Raw genomic sequence first — 16,592 nt, 5'->3', positions numbered from 1 at the left:
CATCGGTTTTTTTCTGGACGACCGGTCCATTCTTCTCATGCTTCCTGAGACGCCCTTGGGAGGTGCTCAGATTCTCGCGGTGAGGCTGGGCGAACTTTTTCAGAATGTCCTTGCCGTGCAGTCGAGGATGGGCAAGACCATTGCCGCCGAGCTGCTCGTCGGGCTTCATTTCTACCGGGGAACGGAGCCGCTGCAGACACACAGCCTGGTGGGTATGCTGCAGCAGTCACTCCGTCCTTTTCAGGAATTGAAGGGACATCGCCCTCAGGAAACACCCGGAGAATGAGGCAGAGCGGTGTGGTGTCCTCGTGCGGTTTCACGGGGAAAAGAGCGTGTTCGGTCGAAAGGACCGGATGCATATTTCGAAAACAGACGGAGGAACGTTCGTGAGCGTGTTCGAGTCGAATCAGCTCCTTGCCTACGTACGAGTGGATGAGCATCTGGCCCTGAGCCTGAGCATCGGTTCCAGGGGGCCCCATTTGATGATCGAGAATCTCGATACGGGAAAGAAGAAAGCCACGAGGCTCTCGTGGATGGAGAGTGCCAAGGAGTTGCAGATCAAGATCGCCAAGGGCAAGACGCAGACTTACCCTCCCGATGTGCTTCGCGGCGCCGTGAATGCGCTCATGGAGCAGGTTCTGGAACAGGGGCAGATCCGTTCGCAGCTCTGGAAGCTGTTTCGCTTCTTCTCGGTGCTCGTGCACGAGCCGAAGAACGTGATGCGGGAATCGGAACTCCGCGTCCTCTCGGAGGAAAAACGCCGGGTGCTTTGGCTGGCCTGCTTCGCCTCTGGAGACACACCGGGTGTCCTGCGCCCCTGTTTCGCCCAGGGGGAGAGCGAGCGGGCCGTCCTCGGCCGTTTCTTCAAGGACCACGGAGAACCCTGGGGAATCGGAATTCCCCTCGAACCGGGCGAACGGGGAGTGGTCTCCCTGAAGAAACGGGGTATCGCCCCCACGCTCATGACGGTCTACGGGGACCGGTGGTACCGCCCGATCATGCTTGCCTCGGCGGGAACGCTCATGGGCATGAGCGACTGGTCCGGTGACGACGAGGGGACGCTCGGCTATTCCATTTGGCGCCCGTTGCTCGCGGACGTCGCGGAGGATCTCGCCGATAAAAAGGAAGAGGCGGCGAAGGGCATCGTGCAGCGCCTGAGGGTGTTCATCAAGCATTTTCACAGGCTGCCGCTCCTGTCCGAGTCGTCCGTGCTCGACAGCCACGATGCGCTCAAGGCGGAGGGATACGGCAGAAGAGAGCGCTTCGACGAGAACACGGGAGCCCTGGGCAACGTGGTCTTCGACGTCACCCGTTATGTCCGGGATGACGGACAGGGGGCGCTGACCTGTCGGGTCAAGGGGCCGACTTTTCCTCCAAAGGAGGACCTTGTGTTGCGTTTCGGGCCGGAGGTATACGAAGAGGCGCTTCATGAGGATGCCTGTGGCAGCATGGAAGACAGCAGATTCACCATGGTGAACCTGATCCAGGCGAAACAGATGCAAAAGTGGATCGGCATGGCGGAGTCACTGGTGGGCATTCTGACCCCTCCCCTTGAAGGAGGCTCCTGAGGTTCTCACATAGCGCGGGCGGTGTGGAAAACGGCACGGGTGCGTGCGGTTCAGAGGTGCGACAGGGCTTGTGCCGGAGAGTTTTTCAGGGAAGCGCAACGGATTCGGAATGGTGCGGAACGCGGCGGAAAGGTGTCTGGCGGAGGACGAGGGATTCGAACCCCCGGAGCTTGCGCTCAACTGATTTCAAGTCAGCCGCCTTCGACCGCTCGGCCAGTCCTCCGCGCACGGCCCACATTCTAGACTAAAGTGCGTCTTTTCGCCACTGTTTTTCGGGAGATCCTGCAGGATATGCCCGGCGGTTTCGCTCCGCCGCAGTTCGCGTCGCTCCTTGCGGAAAGGGCGGGTGTTCCCCGTCGTTCCGAAAAGGAGGCGGGGGGCCGTTTCCGACGAAAGAGGTTGCGGTGTGCGGTGCTCCGGTACCGTTCGTTTCGAACTCCCCAAGGAGGTGCGGCATGACCAGAGAGGAGATCATTCGGCGTTTTGTCTGCGTTCCCTCGCGGGTCGCCGTGGTCGGTGCGTCGCCGAAGCCCGAACGCCCCGTGAACGGCGTCATGGAATACCTGAAGGGAAAGGGCTTTTCCCTCTTTCCTGTGAATCCCGCCTACGCAGGACGCGACATCCATGGCGTGTCCTGCGTAGGTTCTCTGGAGGATGTCCCCCGTCCCGTGGACGTGGTGGCTCTTTTCGTCTCGTCGGGGCAGCAGGATGATGTCCTCGCCGTGCTCGCCCACCTTCCGTTCAAGCCCGTGGTGTGGATGCAGCCCGGCGCGGAGAACGCCGAGGCGGAGCGGAATCTCCGTGCGCAGGACTACGACGTGGTGAGCGGGGAATGCCTCATGGCCGTATCCAGGGCACGTTGCGCGTCCTAGGGGGCGTTTTTTCCGGAAAGTCGGTCTTTTGTCCGCAGCGTTTCCTTCGGGACATTCTCGAAAGGATCCTTTTTCGCCGTCCTTCCGCTCGGGCGAAGCTCTCGTCATGTTTGCAGATGTTTCAGCGGGAAGAGGCGCCCCTCTTTCCCGTTGACGACGGAGCGAAAAAGAGGTAGGATACTTCTTGAATTAGGATGTCCTAACTTTCTTGTGGAATTGGGGGGAGCGGAATGGAACAGCGCAGGGTGTATCTGGATCATTCGGCCACGACCCCCGTGGATGATCGGGTTCTGGAGGCCATGATGCCCTTTTTTAAGGGGGACTTCGGTAATCCCAACAGCATCCACGCCTGGGGGAGGCGTGTTCGGGAACACGTGAACGGGGCGAGGGAACGTGTCGCCTCTCTTCTCGGTGCCGAGCCGAGGGAAATCATCTTTACCGGCGGCGGCAGTGAGGCGGACAACCTGGCCATCAAGGGTGGGGCTTTCGCGCTCAAGGCAAGGGGAAAACATGTGATCACCTCCGCCATCGAACACCATGCCGTGCTCGATACGGTCAAGTGGCTCGGGGAAAACGGTTTCGACGTGACGATTCTCCCCGTGGATGCCCAGGGAATGGTCTCTCCCGAGACCTTCAGGAATAGCCTCCGGGAGGACACGGTTTTCGCCACCGTCATGTACGCGAACAACGAGGTGGGAACGGTACAACCCATCGCGGAACTGGGTGCGATCTGCCGGGAGCGGGGAATTCTCTTCCATACCGACGCGGTGCAGGCGGCGGGGCATATCCCCATTGATGTGCGTACCCTTCCGGTGGACATGCTCACCCTTTCGGCGCACAAAATGTACGGCCCCAAGGGCGTCGGGGCGCTGTACCTGCGCAAGGGAGTGCGGATTCCGCCCCTGGTGCATGGAGGAGGTCAGGAGTTCGGCCTTCGTTCCGGGACGGAAAACACCGCGGGAATCGTCGGTTTCGGAGAGGCGGCTCTGCTCGCCCTCGACCGCTTCGAGAACGGCGACGACGAAAAGGAGCGGTTTCTCCGGGACAAACTCATCGACGGAATTCAGGCGAGGATCGACGCAGTGCTGCTCACGGGGCACCGGACACGACGTTTGCCCTTCCACGCCAGCGTCTGCATCGAGCATATCGAGGGAGAGGCCATGCTTCTCCGGCTCGATGCCGTGGGAATCGGGGCCAGCAGCGGTTCCGCCTGCACGTCGGGAAGTCTCGATCCGAGCCACGTGCTGCTTGCCATGGGGCTTTCCCACGTGACCGCCCACGGATCGCTCCGGCTCTCCCTGGGCAAGGACACCACCGAGGCCGACATCGACTATGTTCTGGACGCGCTGCCTCCCGTCGTGGAGACCTTGCGCGCCATGTCTCCCTTCGGCAGGAAATGACCGGAAGGGGAAGGAGGAATTTCCATGTACACGGAAACGGTACGCGACTACTTCCTGAATCCCCGCAACGTGGGGAGCCTCGACCATGCCGACGGGATCGGCGAGGTGGGGAACGCCAAGTGCGGCGATGTGATGAAGATCTCTATCAAGGTCGAGGATGACCGCATCACGGACGTGCGCTTCGAGACCTTCGGCTGCGCCGCCGCCATCGCCAGCAGCTCCATCGCGACGGAGATGATCAAGGGAAAGACTCTCGACGAGGCGCTCCAGGTGACGAACAGGGATGTGCTCGATGCTCTCGGAGGACTCCCGGCGGAGAAGATTCACTGCTCCCTCCTCGCCGAGGAGGGGATCCGGGCCGCCGTGGAGGATTACCGGTCCCGCATGGCGGAGAGCGCCTGATGTCCGGGCGGGTCGTCGCCGTCTGCATTGCCGCGTCGAAGGGCGTTCCCAAGGAGGACGTCGGGGTCGGTCTTCTCGTTCCCGAAATCGGCATCGAAGGGGACGCCCACGCGGGTTTCGCCCATCGCCAGGTGAGCCTTCTGAACATGGAGGACATCCGGGAGATGCAGGCGAAACTACCGGAACTCCATCCCGGAAGTTTCGCTGAGAACCTCACCATCGAAGGATTCGACCTCGGGCTTCTCGAGATCGGCCATCGTTTCCGCGTGGGAGAGACTCTGCTCGAAGTGACGCAGATCGGCAAGGAATGCCATACCCGCTGTGCGATCTATCACACCACGGGGGATTGCATCATGCCCAGAAAGGGCATTTTCTGCCGTGTTCTCAAGGGTGGAACGGTGCGGCGCGGCGACGAGGTCGCTTTTGAGGTCGCAGAGGTGGCGTCGCCGGGAACGTAAGGTTGCCCATGGGCGCGGTTTCTCTCCTGCCTGTCCCTGGGACAAGGAACCGAACCCGGTACTGTCATGTCCGCGTCAGCTCTGTTTCCCCGTTTCTCTTTTCCCTGGAACAAGGAGCCGCATGCGACGGCATGTCTTTTGCACCCGGGAGTTTTGTCCGCTCTGGAATAGGGGCCCGGGCGTTCAGCTGTAGGTAGCTTTTCTCCTGGACTCTTCGTCCGCCGGAAACCCGGAAGAAGGGGATGTGGCCGGGGCGGGGCTCGGATACTTTGTCCGTCCGAGGCAAGGTGTTTCGGGGGAAATTCCCTCTTCTCCCCCGGCAGGAACGTTTTTCTTCCACGGAAGGGTGACCGCTCCCAGGTGGACTTTCCGCGGCAGTTTCGTTTCATGAGATGAGACAGAGGCACGACGGGAGAGATTGCCTGATACCCGCCGGACCGCCGGATTCTTCCGGAGGATCCGGCGGGTTTTTTTGCGCCTCTCTGTTCCGTTTCTGCTGTTTTCAGGTGAAGGAAAACAGCAGGATCCTTCGTAAGGTGTATGATTGATGAACAGAGGAATCACGGCAGGGGAAGCGCAGGGGGGACCATTCCCGTACGTTCCGTTTTGGGGCTTTTGCGACTCTTTCCTGACGTGGTCTGCGGATTTCCTGCGGAGGTGGTTGGATTCATGCGTGTCGAGGGAACGACCTCTCTTCGGGTTCGTTACGCCGAAACGGACGCCATGGGCGTCGTCTATTACGGCAACTATTTCACTTGGTTTGAGGTGGGGCGCTCCGCCTTCTGCCGGGACCAGGGGACGCCCTATCCCGAGTGGGAGGCCCGGGGGGTGTTTCTTCCCTGCGTTGAGTCCCACTGCCGGTACAAGCAGTCTGCGCGCTACGACGAGGAGGTGCTCCTCCGCACATGGATCGAGGATGTGCGGGATCACAGCGTTACCTTCGCGTATCGGGTGGAGCGCTCCGAGGACGGGCGACTCCTCGCCGAAGGATGGACGAAGCATGCCTTTTGCGACAGGCAGGGGAAGCTCCTCCGATGCCCCCAGCCGTTTTCCGAATGGCTGGAGAGCGTGTCGGATTCCAAATCCAATGGATGAGGGGTGGTAGGGGTGCGCAAACGGGAAATCTTGTTGGGGAACGAGGCCATCGCCAGGGGGGTCGTCGAGGCGGGATGCGAGGTGGCCTCGGCCTATCCGGGAACGCCTTCGTCGGAGATTCTTCCGGCCATCGCCCGGTTTGCCGATGAACTCGGGACGAAGACGGCCGTGGAGTGGGCAGTCAACGAGAAGGTTGCCTTCGAGGTGGCGGCGGCGGCGGCCTTTGCCGGAAAGAGAAGCTGCGCCGTCATGAAACAGGTGGGGCTCAACGTGGCGGCGGATGCGCTGATGAGCGTGGCCTATTTCGAGCTGGCCGGCGGCTTTCTGGTGGTTGTCGCGGACGATCCCGGTCCTCACAGTTCCCAGACCGAACAGGACAGCCGGGCCTTCGCCCATTTCGCCAAGATTCCCTGTTTCGACCCCGCCACGGCGGAGGAGGCCCGGGACATGGTGGCCGTCGCCTACGACCTCTCCGAGAAGTACCACATGCCGGTCATGCTTCGTCCCACGGGGCGGGTGGACCACGCGAGGCAGGACGTGGAACTCCGGGAGATCGCCGCTCCGGAACGCCCCGCCAGGTTCACGAAGGACGTCCGCCGGTGGGTCTGTCTTCCCGCCCACGTCCGCCTGAACCATCCCCAGCTCAACGCCAAGAACGACGCGATCCGGGAGGAATTCGAGACGTCCTTCGATGCCTTCACCTACGAGGTACCGGCGAAGGAGAAGGCGAAGCTGGGCATCGTCGCCTCGGGAGTGAGCTTCGCCATCGTCTCGGACCTCCTCGCCGCCTGGGGAAGGACGGACGTGGCACTTCTCAAGATCGGCACGCCCGTGCCGCTCCCGGTGCGCCGGGTGGAGAGTTTTCTGGCCCGCCACGAGAAGGTGCTGCTCCTTGAGGAGACCTATCCCGTCATCGAGGAACAACTCCGGGACCGGACGAAAGTGCTCGGACGCTGGAACGGGGCGGTTCCGCGAGAGGGAGAGCTGCTTCCCGAGGTGATCGCCGGAATTGTGGCGAGGGCGCTGGGAGAGCCGCTTCCGGAGGCGGCGGATCCTTCGCTGAAGGCGGCGCTGGAGGAACTCCAGGTGAAACCCCGTCCGCCCATGCTCTGCCCCGGCTGTCCCCATCGGGCGAGTTTCTTCGCCATCCGGAAGGCCGTTCCGAACGGCATCTATCCCTCGGACATCGGCTGCTACACCCTCGGGGTGAACCAGAAAATGGTGGATTCGGTGATCTGCATGGGCGCGTCGGTGACGCAGCCTTCGGGATTTCACCTGGCCTACCGGGTGGACGGCAAGGAGCAGCCCATCGTTGCCACCATCGGCGATTCCACCTTCTTCCACATGGGCATCCCCGGTCTGGTGAACGCCGTCTACAACCGCCACGCCTTCGTGCTGGCCATTCTAGACAACAGCATCACCGCCATGACGGGGGGGCAGCCCAACCCGGCGGTGGGCGAGAAGCTCCGCAAGGGAGATCCGGGGCGCGCCGTGGACATTGCCGGCGTGGTGCGCGGCTGCGGTGTCTCCTTCGTGCGCACCGTCGAGGCCTACGACATTCCGGCGGGGATCGACGTGGTGAAGGAGGCCTGGGAGCACGCCCGGCAGGAGAAAGAACCCGCGGTGGTGCTCTTCCGGCACCCCTGCATGCTCCTTCGGTGCGAACAGGCGAAGGTTCCCGTCCGCGTCGACCAGGAGAAGTGCGTGGGCTGTCGTTTCTGCATCAACTTCTTCAACTGCCCCGCCCTGCGCTTTGACGAGGAGAAAAAGAAGGCCTTCGTGGACGACCGCTTCTGCGTCGCCTGCGGTGTCTGCCGTGAGGTCTGCCCTCACGGGGCCATCGTTCCGATTCGGGAGGAGGAGTAGCCATGCAGTATGTCGTGGTGGGACTCGGCGGCCAGGGAATTCTCTTCAGCAGCAAGGTCCTCGGACATATCGCCCTCGGCCGGGGCATGCACGTGCTCGGCAGCGAGGTACACGGCATGGCCCAGCGCGGCGGTTCCGTGGTGAGCCACTTCAAGGTGGGGAACTACCTGAGTCCTCTCGTGCGCAGCGGCGATGCGGACATCCTTCTCGCCTTCGACCAGAACGAGGCATTCCGCAATCTCCAGTTCCTGAAGAAGGGAGGGGCGGCGGTCCTCAACGTGCACGCTCCCGAGGCGCTGGACAACGCGCATCTCCGAAGGTTCTGCGACTCCCGGAATCTGCGTCTCTGCGCCATTCCCGGCTACGACATCCTCCGGGAGCACATGGGAGGGCGTTTTCTCTTTCTGAACGTGCTCATCCTCGGCGCCATGTGCGGCGCAGGCGTCGGCGACGTCTCCATGGAGGAAATGCGGCAGGCCGTGGCGGAGCTGTCGCCGGAGAAATTCCGGGAGGCGAACGGCAAGGTGCTCGAGCTCGGCTACGGGCACTTTACGGCATGACGCGACTCCTCCCGGGCGAATGAACGCTCTCCGCCGCCGCGCCGCCGCACGGGAAGAAACGCACGACGAGCGGAGAAAAGGCAGAAGTGCGCCGTCGAACCCGCGGCGCACTTTTCGCACGCCGACATGACGGCATCCCTTTTCGCCCCGTTCTCTTCCGTCCGTCGCGACGGGCATGACGAGGAGGGCTTTTTCCGGCCCCCGAAAATTCCTTTTGTCGCCTCCTCGCGGCGTTCCTTCGGGTTCAGCCTTGTGGAACTCCTCTTCGTGCTCGGTGTGATGACGATCCTTGGCGGGAGCTTGGCCCTGACTCTCACGCACCGGCTTCTCGGGAACGACGCGACGGAGACGGTGCGGGAGGACGGCCGGAGATTCGCCGCGTGGCTGCAGGGCAGAATGACCGAGGCGAACCGCAGGCGAGAGGGGTTCCAGCTTTTTTTTTCCTCGGGCCTGACCGAGAGCGTTCTTCTTTCCTGGAATGCCACGGGATCGACGGAGCGTTTCACTGCGGGAGGGAAAACGTGGTTTTCCGTCCAGGGAGCGTTCGTCACCCGCTCGACCTTCACTCCCATGCAATTCACCTTTTCCCCCGCGTTTACCCTGGAACTGCGTTCCGAAAGGCGCCCGCGTGCGGTGCCGGTGTGCTATTTCGTGGCCTCCCTCTACGGCAGGACCGACCTTCGGGACACGCCTCCCTGAAAACATGCTTGAAACGGAAAGAGGGAAAGGGTATTCTGAATACCCGGAAACGCTTTGACCGGGGAACCGGAGAAAGACGACGAGGCAACGGCAGTGCGCGTTACGGCGCGACATTCGAAACGGGAGGAATTGCTTTGGCAGCGAAACCGTGGTGGCGGGAAACGATCGAGACGATTCTTTGGGCCCTTGCGCTCGCCCTGATTCTCCGTACCTTCGTGGTGCAGGCCTTCTGGATTCCCAGCGGTTCCATGATTCCGACCCTCGAAATCGGCGATCGTGTCCTGGTGGCAAAGTTCTGGTACACCTTTTCCGAGCCGAAGCGTGGGCAGATCGCGGTGTTCAAGTATCCCGTTGATCCTCAGCGGGATTTCGTGAAGCGCATCATCGGGCTTCCTGGAGAGACCGTCTCCATGAAAGACGGTGTTGTCTACATCGACGGAAACCCCATCGACGACAGTTATGTGCGGAATCACGACTACTACGACATGGAACCCGTGAAGGTGCCGGAGGGGCAGTATTTCGTCCTCGGCGACAACCGCCCCAACTCCCAGGACGCCCGGTTCTGGCCGGACGTGCACAAGTTCGTTCCCCGGAGCTATCTCAAGGGGCCGGCCTTCGTCCGCTACTGGCCCATCGCTCGCATAGGCCTTCTCGAATAGCCATGGCGGGACGCACGGTCTGGTTTCCCGGCCACATGGCCAAGGGACGCCGGGAACTCGAGGGGCTTGCGGAAAAACTGGACCTTTTCGTGGAGGTGCGGGACGCGCGGGCGCCGCGGGCGACGGCGTCTCCCGGGGGTGTAGAGCTGGCGGCGCTGCGCCCCGTCTGGGTCGTCCTCGCCAAACGCGATCTTGCGGACGGCGCCGGAACGGAGCGGTGGATGACCGCTTTACGGGCCCAGGGGAGACGCGCCTGGGCCTTCGATCTCCTCCGGGACGGTGTCGACGACCTTCGGTCCGCTCTGATCGCGGCGTCGCCGCGCCACCGGGAAGTTCGTCTCGCCGTGGTGGGCATTCCGAACGTCGGCAAATCGCAGTTGTTGAACCTGCTCATCGGTAAGCACAGCGCCGCCGTGGGAGGCATCCCCGGCGTGACCCGGGGTGTCGCCTGGTATCGGAGCCGGGAGGGACTTCTCGTGGTGGACTCCCCGGGCATCCTCGATCCCCACGGAGGTGCCCAGGTACATCGCATGCTCGCCTGGCTCGGGTGCAGCAAGGGGGATGTGACGGGCGGGTACGAACTTCTCGGAACGGAGTTGTTGCGTTATCTCCGGGAGCAGCGGCTCTGGGATCTCGTCGAGAAAACCTGGGGGATTCCCGAAAGCGTATCCGAAGAAAGCGCGTCTGCGGACGAGGAAGATTCCGAGGACGTGGGCACGCCCGAAGAAACAGACCCTCGGGACGATCTCCACCGTGTGGGATGCCGGCTGGGGTGCCTGGTCCGGGGCGGTCGCGTGAACCGGGAGGCGGCGGGGAAAAAGCTCTGCGAAGCCTTTGCCACGGGAAAACTCGGCCGGGTCACCCTGGAGCGCGCTCCGGAGGTCCGCTGATGCTCGTCGCCGGAGTGGACGAGGCAGGCCGGGGGCCCCTCGCCGGTCCGGTCGTCGCGGCGGCGGCGATTCTCCTGCCCTCTCAGATCCGGATTCTTCATGCGTTCGGACTTACGGATTCCAAGAAACTCTCCCCGCGAAAGCGGGAGCGGCTCTTCGCCCTCCTCTGCGACCTGGGCGTGCTCTGGAAGGCCCAGGCGGCGAGTCCCGAGCGGATCGACGACATGAATATCCTCCAGGCATCCCTCTGGTGTATGAAACGGAGCGTGCGGGCACTTCCCGTTCCTCCCGATCTCGTGGTTGTGGACGGTACCGTGCGGATTCCCGGGCTCGACCTTCCGCAGCGGACACTTCCGAAGGCGGATGAGCGGGTGCTCGCCGTCGCGGCGGCGTCGGTGGTGGCCAAGGTTTTGCGGGATCGCGTGCTGACCGTGCTGGACAAGGTGTATCCGGGCTGGGGTTTTGCCAGGCACAAGGGATATCCCACGGCGGAGCATCGCCGGATTCTGGAGGAAAAGGGACTCTCCCCGGTGCACCGGCGGAGTTTTTCCTGGAGGATGCTGCCATGACGGGTGTGGGAGGGCTTCCCGGAGGCGGAATCGACCCGCGTTCCCAGGGACTGGAGCGACTTCCGGCGGAGCAGACCCCCGTTTCCCGGGGAGAGCAACGCCCCATTCCTCATGGGTCGGTCGTGGAGGGAATCGTGCTCCGGGCGGACGAGGACGGAGAATATCTCGTCTCCGTGGCGGGGCGCCAGATGCGGGCGTTGTCGAATCTTCCCCTGCTGGTGGGGCAGCGCTTCCGGGCGCTCTGGGACGCGAGCGGCGATGTTCCTCTCCTGCGTCTTTCAGAGAAGGATTCGGCCCTGCTCGCCCGCGTTCCCTTCCAGGACAGGGAGCTGGCGGCGGCCCTTCTTTCCCGGGGACTTCCGGCCTCGCAGGATGTGCTGCAGGGGCTGCGGGCGGTCTGGCTTCGCCTCGGCGGCAGCGCGGACATGCTCGGATCCTTGGTGGAACTCTGGGCGAGGGACTTGCCCCTGACCTTCGCGAACGTTCAACTCGTCGCATGGTACGCCGCGCTCCAGGAAAAACAGCTCGCCAACCTGTGGAAGCGCCTCAGGGAGAATCTGCAAAGCGGCGAGCGGCTTGCCTCCCGGGATGGGGAGCCTCCCGGCGCGGCGGCCCTGGCGGGGGACGACGAGGAACTCTCCCGTTTTCTCCGCGCTCACGGTTTTCTGTCCAAGTCGGCCCGGCAGGGAATCGACCCGGCGCTTTTGGCGCCGGCGCGATGGCCTCTGGACGAGGATGTCCCCGCCTTCGCCGATGTGGCTGCCCATCTGGAGGAACGGGAGGGACGGAAAATCTGGCGCGTCGCCTTTGAGATGGAAGGAGTCGTTCTCGGGCTGGTGGGCGGCGAGGTGACCACCGACGGAAACGCTCTGGCCGTGGGATTGGGGACTTCCGACGAGGAGACCGCCGCGCTGTTCCGCGAGCGTCTGCCTGAATTGATGGGGGAATTGGCGACACTGCCTCTCCGGGTGGCCCGCGTGGGGGTGTTTCCCCGGAAGGACGGGGTTGACCCCATGGCCTACCGAGGCGTGGACGTACAGGCCTGAGGTGACGGCATGGACGGAAAGAAGCGTTCCAAGGCGGCAGCGCTCACGTATGACCGGCAGCAGGACAGGGCTCCCCGGGTCGTCGCCTCCGGAAAGGGATTCGTGGCGGACCGCATCGTGGAGATCGCCCGAGAGGCCAAGATCCCTATTGTGGAGGACGCCGCGCTGGTGAGCGCCCTTCTCGTTCTGGAGCTGGGGGAGGAGGTTCCCGTGGAATTGTACGAGGCCGTTGCGAAAATTCTCTCCTTCGTGTACCGGCTCGACAAGGAGCGGCTCCCATGAGCACTTCCGGTGCGCTTTTGGGTGCCGAGGGCGAGGAGGAGGCCCGCCGCCGCCTTGAGGCCAGGGGATACCGCGTACTGGAGCGCAATGTGCGGATCGGAGGAGCCGAACTGGATCTCGTGTGCCGCCACGGAGACGAAGTGGTGGTGGTGGAGGTCCGCACCCGAAGCGTGGGTGTGCTCCAGCCTCCGGAGGAGACCGTTGGTCCCGTCAAGCTTCGCCGTCTCGTTCGGGCTGGGAGGAGCTGGGTTGTTTCCAGAGGATGGAAAGGCCCCTGGCGGATCGATCTCGTGGGGTTCACGGTGGACCGGAACGGTGAGTGGCACGAGAGCCATCTCCGGGACATCACCGCGGGGATGGTCTGCGAATGAGCACGGTTCTCGGCCTGACTCTTCGGGGAACCCTGGCACTCTGCGTCGAGGTGGAGGCGGAGGTCACGGGAGGGCTCTTCGCCATCACCATCGTGGGACTGCCCGATGCCTCCGTCCGGGAGGCCCGGGAGAGGGTTCGGGCGGCGCTGCGCACCGTGGACATTCCTCTTCGTGGGCGCGTCACCGTCAATCTCGCTCCCGCGGACATCCCCAAGGAGGGGGCGTTGCTCGACCTTGCTCTTGCGGTGGCTCTCGCCTGCCGCACGGGAGCCATAGACGAGGTGCCTCCGGCGCTTTTCATGGGTGAACTCGCGCTCGACGGGCGACTCCGCCGCGTCCGAGGCGCGGTTCCCGCAGCGCTGCTCGCCCGGACCATGGGCCTTCCCCTCTTTGTTCCTCTGGAAAACGTCTCCGAAGTGGCTCTCGTGGAGGGGGTCGTCGCCTACGGTGTTCCCGACCTGCCCGCGCTCTTCGCCCATCTCCGGGGCGAGGCGGAACTCTCCCCGGTCGCCTCCTGTGAGATTCCCGAGCACGAAGCCGAGCCCGATCCCGATATGGCGGACGTGAAGGGACAGTTTCAAGCCAAGCGGGGGCTGGAGATCGCCGCGGCGGGGCATCACAACATCTTTCTCGTGGGTTCCCCCGGCTCCGGAAAGACCATGCTCGCTCGGGCGCTTCGGGGAATTCTGCCGCCGCTCTCCAAGGAGGACTTCATGGAGGTCCTCCTTGTCCGGAGCACCCTGGGTGTGACCGTGGAGGACGGGCGCCGTCCGCCCTACCGGGCGGTTCACCACACGGCGACTCTCCCCGCCATCTGCGGCGGCGGGTCCGGCCTGCGCCCCGGCGAGATCAGCCGTGCCCACCGGGGGGTGCTCTTCCTCGACGAGTTTCCGGAGTTTCCCCGGGAGCTCGTGGAGGCACTGCGCCAACCCCTGGAGGATGGCGAGATCGTGGTGAGCCGTGCTTCGGGGAGCGTCACCTATCCGTCCCGGGTTCTTCTCGTCGCGGCGGCTAACCCCTGTCCCTGCGGCAACGACGGTGATCCGTCGGAGCCGTGCCGCTGTTCCGCCTCCGAGAGAGAGCGCTACGCGAGGCGTCTCTCCGGTCCGATTCTCGACAGGATCGATCTCTACGTCAGTGTTCCCAGGCTTACGCCGGAGGAGTTGGTCGCCGTTGAGGGGCACGGTGCCGAGTCCAGCGCGGACATCCGGCGGCGGGTCACCGCCGCCCGGGAGCGGCAGCGCGTGCGTTGGGCTTCTTTCGGATACGGATGCAACGCCGAAGTTCCGGAGAAGCTGTTGCGGAGAGAACTGCGCCTCGGAAACGCGGAGCGCCGTTTCCTTGAGGACGCGGCCCGGCGATGTCGGCTTTCCGGACGGGGACTCGCCCGCATTCTGCGGGTGGCGCGCACTGTGGCGGATCTGGAGGGAGCGGATGCGGTGGGGACCGCCCATCTGGCGGAGGCGCTGGCCTACAGGCAGGGAGGAAACGCATGGACGACAGGATCAAGGCGCTTCTCCTCCTGAACGCGGTGTTTGCACCCTCGCGCGTCTGGGATCTTCTCCGCGAACGTGGGCTCCCCCCGGAAGCGCTCTGGGAGCGGGGATGCGACACGCTCCACCGGGAGGTCGGCCTCTCGGAGAACGCCTCCGAGGGGCTGGAAAAACTCTTACGGCGAGGGTGGGTGGAGAAGGAGAAATTCCGGTGTGACGACGAGGGGCTGCGCCTCGTTTTATGTGACGACCCGGACTACCCGAAGGGGCTGGAGGATCTGGAGGAGCGTCCTCTTCTTCTCTACGTGCGGGGACGTTTTCCCCTTTCGGAGCCTTTCGTGGCCGTGGTGGGCACACGCCGGTGCACTTCTTACGGAAGGGCCGTGGCGTCCGCTCTGGGAAGCGAGCTGGCTCGCAGGGGGTGTGTCGTCGTAAGCGGCGGCGCTCTCGGCATCGACGGTGCCGCCCACGGAGGTACTCTGGAGGGCGGGGGCAGTACCGTGGCGGTCTTCGGAACCGGAGTGGACCGGATCTTTCCGAGTGAACACGAGGACCTCTTTCGGAACATCGTCGCAACAGGCGGCGCCCTGATGAGCGAATACCCCCTGGGAACGCCGGGACGGGGATGGCTTTTCCCCCGGAGGAACCGGATCATCGCCGCTCTTTCGTCTCACCTGGTCGTCGTGGAGGCTCCCGAGCGGAGCGGAGCGATCATCACCGCCCGGCTCGCCGGGGAGATGGGGCGCGAACTCTGGGCCGTACCGGGGCGCATCGACGAGAAGGTGTGCCGGGGCTCCAACGCCCTCCTCGCCGACGGAGCCTTTCCGCTCGTTCAGGTGGCGCAGTTCGTCGATCTGCTTCGTCCGAGACTCTCTTCTTCGGAGGAGGGACAACTCTCTCTCTTCGGAGCCGAAGATGGAATGCCTGAGGAGGAGGATGGTGTCTTTTCCACTCTCTCCGCCGATGAAACACGCCTGCTCCGGCTTCTTCGGGAGCGGGGGGACCGAACGATTGACAACATGGCTGCAGAGGGTACAATGAGCCCCGCTCGGATTTCCGCCGCTCTGGCCGTCCTTTGCGCCCGCGGACTCGTTTACGAGTCCGGGCCGGGACGATGGCGTGCGGGTCCCCGGTGAGATCTTCCATTGGAGGTGCTGCACCAGATGGCATGCAGAGTCTTTCATCCCCAGGAGCGACGGTATCTGACGCAGGAGGCGCTCGGCGCCGTTGTGGACTACCTTTCACTGCAGCGGGAATCGGATCCGGTTCTTGAGGAAGCGTTGACGTCCGCGGTTCTCCTGGGAAGCTCCCGGAACAGACCCATCGACGAGGAGGATTTTCGGATGCTCTTCGATCTCGCCGCGGCGGCTCCTGAAAAAATCGACTACCGCGATGCCGTCGCCGCAGTGCGACACGTTCCCTACGCCCCCTGGCTCGTGTGACGGGACGGAGTGTTCTCATGGCGAAAAAAACACTGGTTATCGTCGAATCCCCCGCGAAAGCGAAAACACTTCAGAAAATCCTCGGAAAGGGATACGAAATCCAGGCGAGCATGGGACACATTCGGGATCTTCCGAAGAGCAAGCTCGGTGTCGACCTGGAGAACCGCTTTACCCCCGAATACATTCTCGTCCGCGGCAAAGGCGAACTGATCAAGAAACTGAAGAGCGCCGCCAAGGGGAGCGACACGATCCTCCTCGCCTCCGACCCTGACCGCGAAGGAGAGGCCATCGCCTGGCACCTGGCTCATGTGCTGGATGTCGATCCCGCCACGCCGTGCAGGATTCGCATGTACGAGATCACGGCCCGGGGGGTGAGTGAAGCGGTCAAGACCCCTTCGCCCATCGACATGAACAAGGTGGAGGCGCAGCAGGCGCGGCGCATTCTGGACCGCGTCATGGGCTATACCCTGAGCCCCCTGCTCTGGAAAAAAGTGCAGCCCCGTCTTTCCGCAGGGCGCGTGCAGTCCGTGGCGCTCCGTCTCATCGCGGACCGGGAGCGGGAGATCCGGGACTTTACGGAGCAGGAATACTGGCTCGTGGATGTGGATGCGTCCTCCGAGGACGGCCGTGCCTACCGGCTCAGGGTGGAGAGGCGGGACAAGAAGACGGTCACCATCGCCGACGCCGCCGAGGCGGAGGCCGTGGAGGCGGTTCTTCGGGAAAATCCTCTCACCGTGACATCCTTTCGCGTCAAGGAGACCAGGCGACCTCCTCTTCCTCCGTTCAAGACGAGTACGCTCCCGCAGGAAGCGGCGCGCCGCCTCGGGTTTTCTCCGCGGAAGACCATGCGGGTCGCCCAGACCCTCTACGAGGGTGTGGAGCTTCCGGGGAAAGGTCCTGTCGGGCTCATCACCTACATG

Annotated in this window: 20 protein-coding genes and 1 tRNA gene; 20 read left to right on the top strand and 1 reads right to left on the bottom strand. The window is 63.7% G+C overall.

What is annotated here, in order from left to right:
• Positions 1 to 286: hypothetical protein (locus Q1K49_RS09685; RefSeq protein WP_300525576.1), on the top strand; the 286-nt coding region annotated here is incomplete at its 5' end.
• Positions 287 to 386: 100 nt separating this feature from the next.
• Entirely contained in the window at positions 387 to 1,568 is a 1,182-nt protein-coding gene (locus tag Q1K49_RS09680; RefSeq protein WP_300525575.1) for a hypothetical protein, read from the top strand.
• Between the two features lie 137 nt (positions 1,569 to 1,705).
• Here Q1K49_RS09680 and Q1K49_RS09675 read toward each other — a convergent pair.
• Positions 1,706 to 1,791 (bottom strand) — tRNA-Ser (locus Q1K49_RS09675).
• Between the two features lie 232 nt (positions 1,792 to 2,023).
• Between Q1K49_RS09675 and Q1K49_RS09670 the strand changes: the two genes are divergently transcribed.
• From Q1K49_RS09670 to Q1K49_RS09585, 18 genes are all read left to right on the top strand, one after another.
• Positions 2,024 to 2,440, top strand: a complete 417-nt coding sequence (locus Q1K49_RS09670) for a CoA-binding protein (RefSeq protein ID WP_300525573.1) — start codon at positions 2,024 to 2,026, stop codon at positions 2,438 to 2,440.
• A gap of 230 nt (positions 2,441 to 2,670) precedes the next feature.
• Positions 2,671 to 3,840 (top strand): cysteine desulfurase NifS, encoded by a 1,170-nt coding sequence (gene nifS / locus Q1K49_RS09665; RefSeq protein ID WP_300525571.1) that lies wholly within the window; start codon positions 2,671 to 2,673, stop codon positions 3,838 to 3,840.
• 24 nt (positions 3,841 to 3,864) lie between these two features.
• A complete protein-coding gene (nifU, locus tag Q1K49_RS09660) occupies positions 3,865 to 4,242 on the top strand; it encodes a Fe-S cluster assembly scaffold protein NifU (protein WP_213692716.1) in 378 nt (125 codons plus the stop codon).
• Positions 4,242 to 4,700, top strand: coding sequence for an MOSC domain-containing protein (locus Q1K49_RS09655; protein ID WP_300525569.1), 459 nt, complete (start codon positions 4,242 to 4,244; stop codon positions 4,698 to 4,700). Before nifU ends, Q1K49_RS09655 begins: the two co-directional genes overlap by 1 nt.
• Positions 4,701 to 5,369: 669 nt before the next feature.
• Positions 5,370 to 5,795, top strand: coding sequence for a thioesterase family protein (locus tag Q1K49_RS09650; RefSeq protein ID WP_213692723.1), 426 nt, complete (start codon positions 5,370 to 5,372; stop codon positions 5,793 to 5,795).
• A gap of 12 nt (positions 5,796 to 5,807) precedes the next feature.
• Positions 5,808 to 7,661: an indolepyruvate ferredoxin oxidoreductase subunit alpha gene (gene iorA / locus Q1K49_RS09645; protein ID WP_300525567.1), complete on the top strand. Its 1,854-nt coding sequence runs from the start codon at positions 5,808 to 5,810 to the stop codon at positions 7,659 to 7,661.
• A gap of 2 nt (positions 7,662 to 7,663) precedes the next feature.
• Positions 7,664 to 8,221 (top strand): 2-oxoacid:acceptor oxidoreductase family protein, encoded by a 558-nt coding sequence (locus tag Q1K49_RS09640; protein WP_300525565.1) that lies wholly within the window; start codon positions 7,664 to 7,666, stop codon positions 8,219 to 8,221.
• A gap of 126 nt (positions 8,222 to 8,347) precedes the next feature.
• Positions 8,348 to 8,920, top strand: coding sequence for a hypothetical protein (locus Q1K49_RS09635; RefSeq protein ID WP_300525564.1), 573 nt, complete (start codon positions 8,348 to 8,350; stop codon positions 8,918 to 8,920).
• A gap of 134 nt (positions 8,921 to 9,054) precedes the next feature.
• Positions 9,055 to 9,579 carry a signal peptidase I gene (lepB, locus tag Q1K49_RS09630; RefSeq protein WP_300525563.1) on the top strand — a complete coding sequence of 175 codons (525 nt, stop codon included), beginning with the start codon at positions 9,055 to 9,057 and terminating at the stop codon, positions 9,577 to 9,579.
• 2 nt (positions 9,580 to 9,581) lie between these two features.
• The gene (locus tag Q1K49_RS09625) at positions 9,582 to 10,469 is read left to right on the top strand and encodes a GTPase (RefSeq protein WP_300525561.1); all 888 of its coding nucleotides are present in this window, start codon (positions 9,582 to 9,584) and stop codon (positions 10,467 to 10,469) included.
• Positions 10,469 to 11,038, top strand: coding sequence for a ribonuclease HII (locus tag Q1K49_RS09620; RefSeq protein WP_300525558.1), 570 nt, complete (start codon positions 10,469 to 10,471; stop codon positions 11,036 to 11,038). Before Q1K49_RS09625 ends, Q1K49_RS09620 begins: the two co-directional genes overlap by 1 nt.
• A complete protein-coding gene (locus Q1K49_RS09615; RefSeq protein ID WP_300525557.1) occupies positions 11,035 to 12,084 on the top strand; it encodes a flagellar hook-length control protein FliK in 1,050 nt (349 codons plus the stop codon). Before Q1K49_RS09620 ends, Q1K49_RS09615 begins: the two co-directional genes overlap by 4 nt.
• A 9-nt stretch (positions 12,085 to 12,093) precedes the next feature.
• The gene (locus Q1K49_RS09610; RefSeq protein ID WP_300525555.1) at positions 12,094 to 12,366 is read left to right on the top strand and encodes an EscU/YscU/HrcU family type III secretion system export apparatus switch protein; all 273 of its coding nucleotides are present in this window, start codon (positions 12,094 to 12,096) and stop codon (positions 12,364 to 12,366) included.
• The gene (locus tag Q1K49_RS09605) at positions 12,363 to 12,737 is read left to right on the top strand and encodes a YraN family protein (RefSeq protein WP_300525553.1); all 375 of its coding nucleotides are present in this window, start codon (positions 12,363 to 12,365) and stop codon (positions 12,735 to 12,737) included. Before Q1K49_RS09610 ends, Q1K49_RS09605 begins: the two co-directional genes overlap by 4 nt.
• On the top strand, positions 12,734 to 14,263 hold the full coding sequence (locus Q1K49_RS09600; protein ID WP_300525552.1) for a YifB family Mg chelatase-like AAA ATPase: 1,530 nt from the start codon (positions 12,734 to 12,736) through the stop codon (positions 14,261 to 14,263). The genes Q1K49_RS09605 and Q1K49_RS09600 overlap by 4 nt, the downstream gene beginning before the upstream one ends.
• Positions 14,230 to 15,366, top strand: a complete 1,137-nt coding sequence (gene dprA / locus Q1K49_RS09595; protein ID WP_300525550.1) for a DNA-processing protein DprA — start codon at positions 14,230 to 14,232, stop codon at positions 15,364 to 15,366. The genes Q1K49_RS09600 and dprA overlap by 34 nt, the downstream gene beginning before the upstream one ends.
• A 27-nt stretch (positions 15,367 to 15,393) precedes the next feature.
• The gene (locus Q1K49_RS09590; protein ID WP_300525549.1) at positions 15,394 to 15,672 is read left to right on the top strand and encodes a hypothetical protein; all 279 of its coding nucleotides are present in this window, start codon (positions 15,394 to 15,396) and stop codon (positions 15,670 to 15,672) included.
• A gap of 17 nt (positions 15,673 to 15,689) precedes the next feature.
• A partial coding sequence (locus tag Q1K49_RS09585) for a DNA topoisomerase (RefSeq protein WP_300525547.1) occupies positions 15,690 to 16,592 on the top strand: 903 nt, incomplete at its 3' end.

The organism is Aminiphilus sp., assembly GCF_029975095.1.
Classification (GTDB): domain Bacteria; phylum Synergistota; class Synergistia; order Synergistales; family Aminiphilaceae; genus Aminiphilus.
Note: the sequence above shows the minus strand (reverse complement) of the source record. Positions and strands in the feature narration are given on the sequence as shown.